Source organism: Azospirillum melinis (assembly GCF_013340935.1).
In the GTDB taxonomy this organism is placed as follows: Bacteria; Pseudomonadota; Alphaproteobacteria; order Azospirillales; family Azospirillaceae; genus Azospirillum; species Azospirillum melinis.
The window spans coordinates 14327-27682 of sequence record NZ_WHOS01000055.1 but is presented as its reverse complement, the minus strand read 5'-3'; the positions used below and the strand labels follow the sequence as shown (position 1 = coordinate 27682).

Genomic DNA, 13356 nt, shown 5'->3' with positions numbered 1-13356 from the left:
GGTGTCTCCGGTAATCCGGCAGGCTGCTTATTCGGCAGCGAGTTATTCTGCGGCAATGGGATAGAGGAGGCCGGGTGCGGCACGGCGCGGAGTCGGCAAGACTGCGGTGATGGCAAGCAGCAGGAACAGCCACAGCCCGGCGGTGCCGACGATACCAAGCAGCCCGTCCGGACCGGCCGGAAGCGCATACTCGTAGAACCCGGCGCCGGTCTTCGGTACTGTCTGGCCGCCGATGAACACGGTCCAACGGAACATCCATGCTCCATGCACGGCAATCAGGCCGGTCAGCAGGCCGGTGCCCACAGGCTTGGCGACGGCGATGACGAAGGGTACCGCGGTGGCCGCAACCGCCCAGACGGCGGTGACCCGCCAAGCCTCGGAACCGGCCACGCTCGCCAGCGCATCGGCATGCGTCCGCTCCAGATCGAACAGGCCGAGCGCCAGCCACAGACCGCCGAACAGCATCACCGCACCCAAAGCTCCGGCCAGCAGCTGGTTCGCCACTCTCTCGACATCGCGGTCGCCATCTGCGGCAAGGCGGTTCAGCAGCAGCACCAGGCCTGTGGCCCCGGCGAGCGCGGTGGCGAGGAACTGGAGCGGCAGGAACGGCGTGTGCCACAGCGGGCGCGCCCGGACGACGGCAACCTCGGTGCCGGTATAGAGCGCGACCAGCGCGGCCCCGGTGAGGACGACGAGCCCCGCATACCGGATCAGCCGATCATCGCGGCCCCCGCCCAGAGCGGCAAGGCGATAGAGCGCGGCGAGGCGGCTATCTACCCTGCCCTGTTCCTGCAACTCCTCGCGGAAGCAGGCCCAGCCGTAGACCAGCAGGCCGGTGACATAGAACGGGATGATGATGGAACCCCACCACATCCAGGAGGTCGGGCGGAGCACGACGTAGAAGTGCCAGAAGCGGCCGGGCTGGTGGAGGTCGGACAGCAGCGACACTGGTGCCGCCAGCCCGCAGGTCAGCGCCACAAGCAGGGCAATGCGGCCGAGCTTGCGCCAGTCCTCGTGGGCAAAGGCGTAGCCTGGCAGACTCAGCAGCACGCCGCCGACCGACAGGCCGATCAGGAAGAAATACTGCACGGCCCAGGGGAGCCACGCGACCTCGCGGGTCACGTTGATGACTTCGACGATGCTGGTGTCCATCATGCGTTCTCCTTCCCCGCGTAGGCGTCGGCATGCGGCTGGGGGCTTGGGCGCCACAGCGTCGGCGTGCCGTCGACCTTGCCCTGGAATTTCGGATCGAGGCCGATGTAGAAGACGCGCGGCTGGGTGCCCTGCTCGGGCTTCAGCACTTTGGGGTCTCGCTCTCGGACCAGCTTCGACACGGTGCTGTCCGGGTCCTTCAGGTCACCGAAGATGCGAGCACCGCCGACGCAGGTCTCGACGCAGGCGGGCAGCAGCCCGGCCTCGACCCGGTGGACGCAGAAGGTGCACTTGTCCGCGGTCTGGGTTTCGTGATTGATGAAACGCGCGTCGTAGGGGCAGGCCTGGACGCAGTAGGCGCAGCCGACGCAGACCGTGTTGTCGACCACGACGATGCCGTCTTCGCGCTGGAAGGTGGCGCCGGTCGGGCAGACGGGGATGCAGGGCGGGTCCTCGCAGTGGTTGCACAGCCGCGGCAGCATGTAGGTGCCGCTTCTGCCCTGCTCCGTCACCTCGTAGGTTGACACGATGGTGCGGAAGCTGTTCTCCGGGACGTCGTTTTCCATGATGCAGGCCACCGTGCAGGCTTGGCAGCCGACGCATTTGCGCACATCGACCACCATGCCCCAGCGGTGAGCCGGATCGCCGCCCTCGCGTGCGGCAACCGCCTCCGCCGGAGCGGGCGACAGCGTGGCCGCCCCCACCGTGGCGGCGCCGAAGCCGAGGCAGAAGTTGCGCCGTGACTGATCCATGACTGGCCCCTTCACACCTGTTCCCTGGCACCCGCTGATTGGCGGATGCCATGGCGTGAAGGTACCCGGCGGGCTCCCGCCCCACCCACTGGGAGGTTTCCTAGACTTTCTAGGATCTTCCCCAGTGACGACGTGTCGCAGCCGCAGGGATTCGCCCTGAAGGACGAGGCGTCACTCCGCTTCGATGAGCAGCCGCGTGAGGTCGGCGACGGAGCCGACCTCCAGTTTTTCCATGACGTTGTGACGGTGGAGCTCGACCGTCTTGGGGCTGAGGTTGATCTCGGCGGCGATCACCTTGTTGAGCTTGCCCGCCACCACGAGGTCGGCGACCTGCCGCTCCCGTGGCGTCAAGCGCGCCAGAAGCGACCGGACCTCGGCTTTGCGAGCGTGCACCGCCCAAGCCCGCATCGACGTCTCCAGTGCCTCGTGGACGCGGTCGAGCAGCAGCTGATCGTTGAAAGGCTTCTCGATGAAGTCGACGGCGCCGCCACGGAACGCGCGGGCGGCCATCGGCACGTCGCCGTGACCCGTGATGACCACCACAGCCAGCAGCGATCCGGCCCGCGCGAGCGTGTCCTGCAACTCCAGGCCACTCATCCCCGGCATGCGCACGTCGGTGACGAGACAGCCGGGCCGGTCGGGGCGGACCGCGCGCAGGAACTCTTCGCCAGACCCGAAGGATTCGACGGACACCCCGAGTGCGCCGATCAGCCACGCCAGCGAGTGCCGCATCGCGCGATCGTCATCGACGACGTAAACAGTCCGGGATGCGTCCGCGGACTTCGGATCAGCGGTCATGGTTTCGCTCCTCTGTCACGACCGGCGGCTCATCGGCCGTCGAAGGGCTTGCCGTAGGACACATCGGACTCGTTGCCGGACCTGCGGCGGGCAGCACGAACCGCATCACGGTGCCGCCGCCCGGATTGTCGGTCGCCCATAGATGACCACCATGTGCCTCCACGATGGTCCGGCAGATCGACAGCCCCAATCCCATGCCGCCGGACTTGGTGGTGAAGAAAGGCTCGAACAGGCGTCCCTTCGCTTCAGCCGTCAGCCCGTGGCCGCGGTCAGCCACCCCGACTTCGACCCGGCCATCCCGGTCCCGGGCTGTGCGGATGCTCACGACGCGCACGGCCTCACCGGCGCCGCCGGGTTGGGTTTCCGCCATAGCGTCCAAGGCGTTCTTGACCAAGTTCAGGATGACCTGCTCGATCTGGATGCGGTCGACCAGCACAGGCGGCAGATCATCGGCAAGGCTCAGAGAGATGGCGGCATTGCCATTGCTTGCCTGCCCCTGGCACAAGGCGACGGCGGCATGGACACAGTCGTTGACATCCATCGGCTCCAGCTGGGGCGCGCGCTTCCGCACGAAGTCCCGGATGCGCGCGATGATCCGCCCGGCCCGGTCCGCCTGGTCCGCGATGGCCCGCGTGATTTCTACCAGTTGCATCGGATCGCTGGTCCCCGCTTCCAGCCGCCGGGTGCAGCCGCGGGCGTAATTGGCGATGGCCCCGAGCGGCTGGTTGAGCTCATGTGCAAGGTTACTGGCCATCTCGCCCAGGATGGACAGGCGGGCGACGTGGTCCATGTCCTTCTGCCGGTCACGGGCGTTCTCCTCCGCCCTGCGGCGCTCAGCCATCTCATGCAGCAGACTGCGGTTGGCTGCATGCAGTTCCGCCGTACGCACCTTGATCAGGTGCTCAACACGAAGCGAATGGATCGCCCACCACAGCAGCGCCAGGGCGCCGAGGGCGAGCCACTCCCAGTGCTCGCGGGCGATGTCGAGCAGGGAAATCTCGCGTAGGTATCGGTACGGTCCGATGCGCAGCGCGCGGAACAGAGTGTGGACGGGCTGGTAGTCGAGCGGCACCGTCCAGCCGACATACCCCCCAGCTTCCGCCGCCGGGTCGTTCTCGGGCATCTGGAACAGGGCGACGACCACCGCTTTCGCCAGTACCTCCGGCGTTGAGGCAAGCCGGGCCAGGGGCCAGTCTGGATAGAGGTCCGTGGAAACGGCGCAGTCAAAGCCGGGGGGAGTCCTGGGCGCCAGAACCCTGAATTGCCCGGGATCGATCCGCCCCTCGGCCGCCAGTTCCTCCAGCAGACAGGCCCGCAGCACGCCGACGTCGCTTTCACCATCGCGCACCGCGAAGGCGATGCGATCCAGCGGGAAGCCGGAGAAACCGAGGTTCTTCAGGTCGCGGTAGGGATCGATCCCGGCCTTGATCATCTCCCCCCAGGCGACCTGGAAGCCGCCGAAGGCGTCGGGATCGCTGGCCAGGACCGTCCGCCCCTTGAGATCGCCGAGGTCCCGGATGTCGGTTCGGTCGGAGCGGACAATCAGCGTCGAGCCGACCGACGCCCCCGACGCCCCGGCGCGGGAGGAATGAAGAGTAGCGATGCGGGCGATGCCATAGCGCCCCTCGAGCTCAACATAGTTGCCGGTGTTGGTCAGGACGAAGTCCACGGTGCGGTTCTGCACGGCGGTATCCATTCCAGACAGGTCCAGCGGCACCATCTCTGCGCCGCGACCGGGAAACCGCCCGGCCAGATAACGGATGGTGGGCTCCCAGACAGCATTCGCGTGGTCGCCGCCGCGGTAGGCCAGCACACCAACCCGGATTGGTGGTTCGGGCGCCGATTTCGCTCCCTCAGCCGAAGAAACGGCCAAGCAGGCCGCCATTGCAAGCGAACCGACAACGGGGCGGAGGAACATGGAGAGCGGAGAACCCTTCCGGCTGCCGAGCCTGTCACCCACCTTAGCCATCAACGAAGCCAACCCCAAATCACTGTTCGGCAGCTTACTGGCGCTCCTGGGAGCGCAACGGTCGCCGGATAGATAGCGCAGGTCGGCGACGGCAACCCTGACGCAGGTCAAGAAGCCGCTACGCCACCCGATTTCCCAGAATCCATGGCGCGAGGGCCGTCGGCGCGGCCGCTTCAGGACGTCATGAACTCACCGATGACCCGGCCGGGGTAACGTCGTCCCCCCGTTACTCCTAGATCCAGAATCACGTTACACCCGTCCATGAATCACTTTTTCCGAGTTTCCGGATCGGCACCCGGCGTCCAGGAAATCGGCTACAGCGGCCGAGGAAAAGTGATTCACTGGGCCGGTTCCGGTGATCCTCGGGCGGAATCGCGGCGTTACGCTCGACCCTGGGGATCTCCGGAGTCGAAGTGAACCATGCCCTCGCCCAGGCAACCAACCAAACCGGGACGGCCGCGGCCACGCTGTCCACGAATTTCGCCATAGAATGTGGACGCCCAGGTCAACGGAATCAGCCGCTCAAAGAGCCCGGCAGGCACGTGCCCGAGATCGACCGTCCACGGAGCCGCCTGGGGAACTCCCGCAAGCCCTGGATAGCCGCCGTATGAGATCCTGACGCCAAAACAAAGGGTTAGCGGCCGAATGGATCAACTTTCCGGAGCCGTGCAACACTTTTCCGAAGCCGTGCAACAGGTTCTGCCTGCCGTGAAACAGATCATCAAGAAGCTCCTGCCGTCGCGGGAGCACCGTATGGTGCCGGTAAAGGCCCGGCACCGTACGGTATTTTGCCGGTAATCCGCGGCACCGGTACGGTGCAATTATCCTCTCCCAGCCGTCGCTGCTCCGCTCATCTCGTCGATGGCAGCAGGTGCCCGAGGTCGACACCCAGCCTGAGCATGTTCATCGTCTCCAGCTTGTTCTTCAGCGTGACGTGCTTCAGGTACCGGCTGCCCTCGCCCAGGAGGTCCGAGGTGCTGTGGCCCATGATCGCCTTCACGAAGACCGGGCTGGCGCCCGCGTTGAGCACCAGCGTCTCGAAGGTGCCGCGCAGGCTGTGGAAGTCGACGCCAGGCTTGTAGATCCCGATTTCGCGGCGGTACTCGGTGAAGCGCCGCGTGTAGTAAGCGCCCAGCCGCCGATCCGGCCCCTGGCCGCTCAGGTCCGGCCAAAGCCGCTTGCTGTTCGTGCGGCGCCGCTCAGCGACCAGCTTCATGAAGCCCAGGGCGACGAGCGCGCCGGGGATCGGCACCTCGCGCACCGAGTTCGCGTTCTTGGTCCGCCGTTCGTCCTCGGCATGGACCAGGAAGAAGTCGATGCCGTCCCGCTGCTTGACATCGGCGGTGTGCAGCTGCGCGATCTCCTCGAGCCGCATCCCGGTCAACAGGCCGATCAGCGGCAACCAGTAGGCGGCGCTCCACCTGTCCACGTCAGGGCCGACCCAGATCCTCGACGTGAACAGCCGCTTCAGGTCGGCGTCCTCCCACATCGAGCGCTGCTCGGACGCGGGTTTGCTGCTGGGAAAATCGAAACCAGCGAAGGGATTGGAGGCGAACTCATGATGCCCGTGCTGCCGGAGCCAGTCCCAGTAGCCGTGCAGCGCGCTCATGTGACGCTTGATCGTCTTCATCGTCAGCAGGGGCTGTCCTTTTCCCCTCACCGCCAATCGCTCGGCCGCCTCGATGTTCCGGCGCATCGTGCCTTTGAACAGGGGCGACCGGCCGTGCATCCGGGGCAGCTTCCGCAGGGCTTCCATGAAGGCCGAGGCATCGCGTCGGCTGTAGGCGTCAACCGGCCGATCACCGTGGAACTCGATCCACAGACGGAAGGTGGCGCGGGTTTGCAGCGCGGTCTGCTGGGCGCTCCAGGCACCGGTGTCCAGCATGTGCTCGACATGGGGCTCGGCCAGCGCGCCGAAGAGCGGAGCGGCCAAGGTGGCGCTCGAGGGCGGCTTTCCGTCGGCAGGCGGCGCAGCGGGCGACGCGGCCGGAGGAGGATTGGCGGGCGCCGACGGGTTCTCGACCGCGACGGCCACCGATTGCCGCGCGGCCTCCGCCGATGGCTTGGGAGGATCGAGGACGCCGACATGGACGGCGGCTGTCATTTCCATCGCCGCCCCGCCAAGTTCGCACGGTACCGGAGAGAGGCCCGGCGGCGGGGTCGGGTCCAACGACCGCCGCAGCATCGGGTTCATGTGAACCCACGCAGCGGGGCCGACCAAGTCCCGCATCAGCTGCCTGGCGGCATCGACCGCCAACCCGGGCTCCCGGTCAAGGGCAGCGAAGAGGCGTTCGCTTTCAACGTAAAGTAGACGGGACCTGATCGCGGCATCGCGCGGGCTCGATGTTTCGAGCGACCTATAAATCTCCGCCTTGCCGCCCAACACAGGCTGGTGGCGAAGAGGAATTCGACGGCGAAAATGGTAAGTACCGGCCCGCCGACAGATGTGCTGCATGACCGCTCCACTCGAAAGTGTGGCAGCGATTTGGGCTATGTTGCCCACATCGCCAGAGTCATCAGCAATTACTTGAGGAAATCCGGGAAAATGGTTGGGGGACTAGGATTCGAACCTAGGCTGGCGGAGTCAGAGTCCGCTGTCCTACCGCTAGACGATCCCCCAGACCGTCACCGGGGCGGCTCGTTCGCCGTGCCCCGTGGTGTGGGCGGGTTTATAGCGACCATGTGCCGGGCTGTGAAGAGCTTTTTTCGCTCCGGATGCATTTTTTTCCAACCGCCGCCGCCGGCCCGGTTTTCCCCAGGCCGGCGGCGGTTGTCGTCATCGCGGAACGATGCCGGTCATCGGGGCGACGATGTGGCGAAGGTCTTCGTCAACCTCCAACTCCTCCAGCTTGCGGGGAAGACGGCGGCGCCAGTTTGGGTGCTGGTCCACCGTGCCGGGAAGGTTGGGCTGCTCGTCATCGGCCAGCGCATCTTCGATCTGAACCATCACGATGCGAGATGGCGTGCGCGACAGATAGGCGTGGACAGCGGCGGACAGCTCGACGCGGAACGGCTGCTCGCCGTCCTCCGTGGGATAGCTGTCCGGGCGCAACCCCTCCCGCGACAGGGCCTGCAACAGGCGCCAGCGGTCGACGCCGCGGTCCCAGCGGTCCTTGTCGCGACTGGCATCGTCGGGATAAAGGCCCAGCCGTTTGCGCCAGTCGAGGTCGCGACCGGTCCAGAAGCCCTTGAAGGGGGCCAGATCATGAGTGCTGACCGTCGCCATCGAACCGGCCGGATACTCAGCGGGGGACTTGAAGCCGCCGTCGGCGGTGCGCTCGAAATAGAGCACGCGGTAGCTGAGAATGCCGGCCTGCTCCAAGGCCGGGCGGAAACCGTCCGGCACGGTGCCCAAATCCTCGCCGATCACGACGCACCGGTTGCGCCGGCTCTCCAGCGCCACGATGCGCAGCAGGTCGTGGAAGGGATAGGCCACATAGGCGCCGGGACTGCCGTCCTCCGGAATCCAGAACAGGTGCTGCAATGCCATCACATGGTCGATGCGCAGCGCGGCGGCATGGCGCATGTTGGCGCGCAGCAGCTCGATGAAGGGGCGATAGGCGGACTCGCGCAGGCCCAGCGGCGACAAAGGCGCCAAGCCCCAGTTCTGGCCGTTCATGTTGAACTGGTCGGGCGGGGCTCCGACATTGGCGCCCTGCACCAGCATCGCCGGATCGGCCCAGGCGGAGCCGCCGCCGGGGTGGGCGGCAACGGCAAGGTCGCGGTAGAAGCCCATGGCGAGGCCGGCGGACCGCCCGCGTGCCGCAGCCTCGCCCAGCTGGCGGTCGGCCTCGAACTGTGCCCAGGCGAAGAAATCGACGCGGTCGGCATGCGTTGCGGCGAAATCCGCCACCTCGGCGCTCTGCGGGTCCTGGAAGGCGGCCGGCCAGCTCCGCCACATCCACTGTGCGGAATCCTGGCGGAAGAAATGCTCATGCAGGGCATCGAACAGGGCTTGGCGGTCCAGCGCCGCCCCCATGTCCTGCCGGAAGGCGGCATAGGCGACCTTGCGCGGGTGGTCGTCGGGGAGGCTGCGGAAGCGGGCGTGCAGAGCCTCCAGCAGCGGCAGCTTCAGCGCGGCGACGGCGGGGTAGTCGACCAGCTCCGCCTGCCGGGCCGACGCCAGCGCCGTCTGGAAGGCGGGATCCGCGATCCGGGTCTGCAGATCGTCGGCACCGGCGAATTCGGGAACGGCGGCCGGGTCGATGTAAAGGATGTTGAGGAACTGGCGGCTGGACGGCGAATAGGGGCCGATGTGGTTGGGGTCCGCCGGGAACAGGGCATGCAGTGGGCTCAGCCCGACCAGCCCGGCGCCCAGCCGCCCGGCGACTTCGGCGAAGCCGGCGAGGTCGGCGAAATCGCCCATGCCCCAGTCATGCTCCGACCGCAGCGAATAGACCTGCAAGCCGATGCCCCAACTGCGGCCGGCCGGCACCATCTCCTCCACCGTCACGCAGCGCTCGGGCGCCACGATCAGGGTGGTGGAGCCCGACGGCCCCGTCCCGCCGGCGATTTCCACATGCAGGTCCAGCCGGTGATAGCCGATGGGCAGGGACACCGGCAGCAGGGCGCCCAGCGCACGGCGCTCATAGGCCGTACCGTCCAGGGCGGTGCGGTCGGTGACGGGCAGGTCGCGGACCGCGACACGGCCGCCCTGGGCGGTTCCCCCCTCCGGCGTCAGCTCCCACACCAGCGCGGCCTCGTCCAGCCCGGCCGGCAGGGCGACCTCCAGACCGATCCCCTGCCCTTCCCCGCTGATCAGGACCGGCGGCAGCGGACGGCTCCAGGATCGGCGTTCGACCGTACGCAGGCTGTCGGCGACCTCCTCATCCGTGGCGGCCTGCAACCCCATGGCGGCGATCAGCGCCCGCTTGGTGGCGGCGGACGTCTCCCGCCGGTTGCCCCAGATGTCGTGATAGTGGGGTTCAAGTCCAAGCAGATCGGCCAGCCGGTCGAGATCACTCATGCAGGGTCCCCGCGGGTTGTACGAAAGGAAGGGTGGGGCTTAGGGATTGGGGCGGCAACGGCCGGCGTCAATGCCGCACGGCGGCCTATGCCATCGGCGCTCCCCAATCAGCCGGCTCCAATCAGCCGGCGGACAGGGCCGTGCCGGCGGCAGCCGGCAACGGGGTGGACATTGCGACGGGCTCGTTTGCGCCCTCGTCGGCCGCGGCGGTGGAGGCCGTCAGCGCCGCCGCAGCGGCGGCCTTGGCCTGGGCGATCTGCTCCAGCCGGCTGCGGTAGCCGGCAACGGCCGACGACACTTCGTGCGTCATCGCCTCCAGCGCGCGGTCGGGATCGACGGCCTGCATCAGGGCGCGGGACAGCGCCTGCAACTGGTCGCGGTCGTCGGCGGCAACCGGACCGGTTTCGGCGGCGGCGCGCACCTTGTCGGCCAGTGTCTTGATCGCACGGGCGACCGCCTCGACGGGGGCATGGTCGCCATCGTCGCCCAGCCGGCGCAGCAAATCGTCCAGGAAGCCGCCGATGCGGCCGACATGGTCGATGGACATGCGGTCCGGAGCCTGACGCGCCAGGCCGACAAGGGCGAATTCCACCAGGAAGGCGACCTGGATGCTGGCGCGCAGCCGCTTCTGGGTGGTGACGGTGGCGACCGCCTCGTTCAGCAGCATGCGGGCGCCGGACTGCGTCCATTGGCCGGTCGCCTTCAACCTCAAAGTGTTGGGTGCGTCCAGAACCGGGACCTGCGCCCCTTCGCGCGGCGATTTGCGGCGGTCGGGCCCGATGTAGTCGGCGGTGACGACGAAGCCCTTGCGCGCCTCGATCAGGCTGACGATGCGGTCGCGCACCTGCTTCGGCGACACCGGCTTCATCAGCAGATCGTCGCCGCCGACATTGGTGACGCGGGTCAGCAGCGCCGGGGTCGGCGCCCAGGTGGTGACGATGACGCAGGCGAACGGGTTGGGCACCGTCGGTTCGTTGCGCAGGGCCCGGATGAAATGGAAGGCCTCGGAATCCTCGCCGTCGGCATCGACCAGCACCAGATCGGGCATGACGGATCCCAGCAGGCCGGCGGCGGCCTTCACCGAATCGAACAGTTCCACCCGCCGGAAGCCCAGCCGGATCAGCACGTCGCGGAACACGCGCGCGGTGTTGAGCTGGCTGTCGATGATCGCGGCGTCGACCTGCGAGAAATCGTAATCCGGCATCGTCCTACCCGAAGCTCCGCTGCGGCTGTGACGGAAACGCGCCGCACAGCGTAACACACGTTGTCTCCGCCCGTCGCGGTAGCATCTCCGCCCGGGAGAGGGACAGTGGGCAAAGGATCGCAGGGCACCGCATGGCCTGTCTCCTGCCCATGTCTTCCGCCCATCTCTCCTGTCCGACCCGTCACATCCCCGCCTGCTCCACCAGGGTGAAGACAAGGACCGTGCGCCCGTCGACCAGCGCCGACCGACCGGCCAGATGGATGCGCTCGTCCCCCGCCCCGTCGTCGATGCGGGTGTCGAGCACGCAGCGCCAGCCCCGGCCACCCGGCACGTCGGGCAGGGTCACGGCCAGGGTGTCGGCATGGGCGTTCAGCACGATCAGCAGGACGCCGTCGGACAGCGGCTGACCGTCCGGGCCGACATGGGTGCCGGCGCGGCCGTTCAGCAGCAGGACGATGCAGCGCGCCTGGGTGTTGCGCCAATGCTCGGCGGTCTTCTCGACCCCCTGGGCATTGTACCAGACGATGTCCTTCAGCCCGTTTTCCGCCACCTCCCGCCCATGCAGGAAGAGCGGCCGGCGCAGCACCGGATGGATGCGGCGCAACGCGATCAGCCGGCGGACGAAGGACACCAGCGCCCCGTCGCGCTTGCTCCAGTCCAGCCAGGTGATGTCGTTGTCCTGGCAATAGGCGTTGTTGTTGCCGTCCTGGCTGTGGTCCAGCTCGTCGCCGGCCAGCATCATCGGCGTGCCCTGCGACAGCATCAGCGTCGCCAGCATGTTGCGCTTCTGCCGGGCCCGCAGCCCGGTCACCGCGGGATCGTCGGTCGGCCCCTCCACCCCATGGTTCCACGAGCAGTTGGAGGAATGGCCGTCGCGGTTCTCCTCGCCGTTCGCCCAGTTGTGCTTGTCGTTGTAGGAGACGAGGTCGTGCAGGGTGAAGCCGTCATGGGCGGTGATGAAGTTCACGCTGGCCCAGGGGCGGCGCCCGCGCTTCTCGAACAGGTCGGCGGAGCCGGCGATGCGCCCGGCCAGTTCCGGCAGCATGCCGTCGTCGCCGCGCCAGTAGCGCCGCACGGTGTCGCGGTAGCGGTCGTTCCACTCCGCCCAGCCCGGCGGGAAGTTGCCGACCTGATAGCCGCCGGGACCGACGTCCCACGGCTCGGCGATCAGCTTGACGTCGGCCAGCACCGGGTCCTGGCGAACCGCGTCGAGGAATCCCGAACCCGGATCGTAGCCGTAGGGCTCCCGCGCCAGCACGGTGGCAAGATCGAAGCGGAAGCCGTCGACATGCATCTCCGTCACCCAGTAGCGGAGGCTGTCCATCACCATCTGGATCACGCGCGGGTGGCTGAAATCCAGCGTGTTGCCGGTGCCGGTGTCGTTGATGTAGTAGCGCGGGCTGTCCGGCATCAGCCGGTAATAGCTGAGATTGTCGATGCCCTTGAAGGACAGGGTCGGCCCCAGATGGTTGCCTTCGGCGGTGTGGTTGTAGACGACGTCGAGGATGACCTCGATCCCCGCCTCGTGCAGGCGGGCGACCATCGTCTTGAACTCCGACAGGACGCCGGTGTTCATGTAGCGCGGCTCCGGCGCGAAGAAGCCGATGGTGTTGTAGCCCCAGTAGTTGGTCAGGCCGCGGGTGACGAGATGCTGTTCGTCGGCGACGGCCTGGACCGGCAGGAACTCCACCGAGGTGATGCCCAGCGCCCGCAGATAGTCGACGACGTTCTGGGTCGACATGCCGGCGAAGGTGCCGCGCAGATGGGCGGGCACATCCGGATGGCGCATGGTGAAGCCGCGCAGATGGGTCTCGTAGAGAACCGTATCGGTCCAGGGCACCCGGCGGTGGCGGTCATGGCCCCAGGTGAAGGCGCCGTCAACCACCCGGCATTTCGGCATGCCGCGGGCATTGTCGCGGCGGTCGAAGGACAGATCCTCCTTGGTCGAGCCGACCCGGTAGCCGTAATGGGCGTCCGACCATTTGAAGCCGCCGAACAGCGCCCGGGCATAGGGGTCGATCAGCAGCTTGTTCGGGTTGAAGCGGTGCCCCTCCTCCGGCTCGTACGGCCCATGGACGCGGTAGCCGTAGAGCAGGCCGGGCCGGGCGTCGGGCAGGAAGCCGTGCCAGACCTCGTCGGTGTGTTCCGGCAGGGTGACCCGCTCCACCTCGCGCTGGCCGGTCTTGTCGAACAGGCAAAGCTCCACCCGCTCGGCATGGGCGGAGAAGATCGCGAAATTGACGCCAAACCCGTCCCAAGTGGCGCCGAGCGGATTGGGCTTGCCGGGCCAGACCGGGGTGCGGGCGGGGGTGGAGGGCATCAGCGGGCGGCCTGTGTGGTGGAGGTCGTGGAGGCGATCGTCAGGGCCAGCGATGCGGCGGGGCGCCGGTCGGGAGGCCGGCGGATGGAACGTTTGGAACAGGATGAAACAGTTTTCGGGAGGTGTTCCACTGTTCCGTTCGCTTGCCGCACAGCCATGTCCGTGCGCGCACTCCTTCGGCAGCCCAGCGCCTTG

At 67.5% G+C, this 13356-nt stretch carries 8 protein-coding genes, 1 tRNA gene and 1 pseudogene; all 10 read right to left on the bottom strand.

The genetic code is table 11. The features are described from left to right. Nucleotides 1-42: 42 nt before the first annotated feature. Nucleotides 43-1155, bottom strand: coding sequence for an NrfD/PsrC family molybdoenzyme membrane anchor subunit (gene nrfD / locus GBZ48_RS28200; RefSeq protein ID WP_209798473.1), 1113 nt, complete (start codon nt 1153-1155; stop codon nt 43-45). After that, nucleotides 1152-1904: a sulfate reduction electron transfer complex DsrMKJOP subunit DsrO gene (gene dsrO, locus GBZ48_RS28195; RefSeq protein WP_174474073.1), complete on the bottom strand. Its 753-nt coding sequence runs from the start codon at nt 1902-1904 to the stop codon at nt 1152-1154. Before dsrO ends, nrfD begins: the two co-directional genes overlap by 4 nt. 171 nt (nt 1905-2075) lie before the next feature. Further along, the gene (locus GBZ48_RS28190) at nt 2076-2702 is read right to left on the bottom strand and encodes a response regulator transcription factor (protein ID WP_174474072.1); all 627 of its coding nucleotides are present in this window, start codon (nt 2700-2702) and stop codon (nt 2076-2078) included. Further along, a complete protein-coding gene (locus tag GBZ48_RS28185; RefSeq protein ID WP_246307521.1) occupies nt 2692-4620 on the bottom strand; it encodes a sensor histidine kinase in 1929 nt (642 codons plus the stop codon). The genes GBZ48_RS28190 and GBZ48_RS28185 overlap by 11 nt, the downstream gene beginning before the upstream one ends. 901 nt (nt 4621-5521) lie before the next feature. After that, nucleotides 5522-6928, bottom strand: coding sequence for a site-specific integrase (locus GBZ48_RS28180; protein ID WP_174474070.1), 1407 nt, complete (start codon nt 6926-6928; stop codon nt 5522-5524). 27 nt (nt 6929-6955) lie between these two features. Beyond that, nucleotides 6956-7126, bottom strand: a pseudogene (locus GBZ48_RS37090) (DUF6538 domain-containing protein); the annotation flags it as partial. 91 nt (nt 7127-7217) lie between these two features. Then, nucleotides 7218-7291, bottom strand: a tRNA-Gln gene (locus tag GBZ48_RS28175). A 156-nt stretch (nt 7292-7447) separates the two neighbouring features. After that, nucleotides 7448-9637 (bottom strand): 4-alpha-glucanotransferase, encoded by a 2190-nt coding sequence (gene malQ, locus GBZ48_RS28170; protein WP_174474069.1) that lies wholly within the window; start codon nt 9635-9637, stop codon nt 7448-7450. Nucleotides 9638-9758: 121 nt separating this feature from the next. Continuing rightward, on the bottom strand, nt 9759-10841 hold the full coding sequence (locus GBZ48_RS28165; protein ID WP_246307520.1) for a response regulator: 1083 nt from the start codon (nt 10839-10841) through the stop codon (nt 9759-9761). Nucleotides 10842-11022: 181 nt separating this feature from the next. Then, nucleotides 11023-13161 (bottom strand): glycogen debranching protein GlgX, encoded by a 2139-nt coding sequence (gene glgX, locus GBZ48_RS28160; RefSeq protein WP_174474068.1) that lies wholly within the window; start codon nt 13159-13161, stop codon nt 11023-11025. Nucleotides 13162-13356: the final 195 nt, after the last annotated feature.

Bases quoted from the DNA above. Each gene is read 5' to 3' on its own strand.
- malQ (WP_174474069.1), bottom strand. From the start codon at position 9,637: ATGAGTGATCTCGACCGGCTGGCCGATCTGCTTGGACTTGAACCCCAC.
- dsrO (WP_174474073.1), bottom strand. From the start codon at position 1,904: ATGGATCAGTCACGGCGCAACTTCTGCCTCGGCTTCGGCGCCGCCACG.
- glgX (WP_174474068.1), bottom strand. From the start codon at position 13,161: ATGCCCTCCACCCCCGCCCGCACCCCGGTCTGGCCCGGCAAGCCCAAT.
- GBZ48_RS28185 (WP_246307521.1), bottom strand. From the start codon at position 4,620: ATGTTCCTCCGCCCCGTTGTCGGTTCGCTTGCAATGGCGGCCTGCTTG.
- GBZ48_RS28190 (WP_174474072.1), bottom strand. From the start codon at position 2,702: ATGACCGCTGATCCGAAGTCCGCGGACGCATCCCGGACTGTTTACGTC.
- GBZ48_RS28165 (WP_246307520.1), bottom strand. From the start codon at position 10,841: ATGCCGGATTACGATTTCTCGCAGGTCGACGCCGCGATCATCGACAGC.
- nrfD (WP_209798473.1), bottom strand. From the start codon at position 1,155: ATGATGGACACCAGCATCGTCGAAGTCATCAACGTGACCCGCGAGGTC.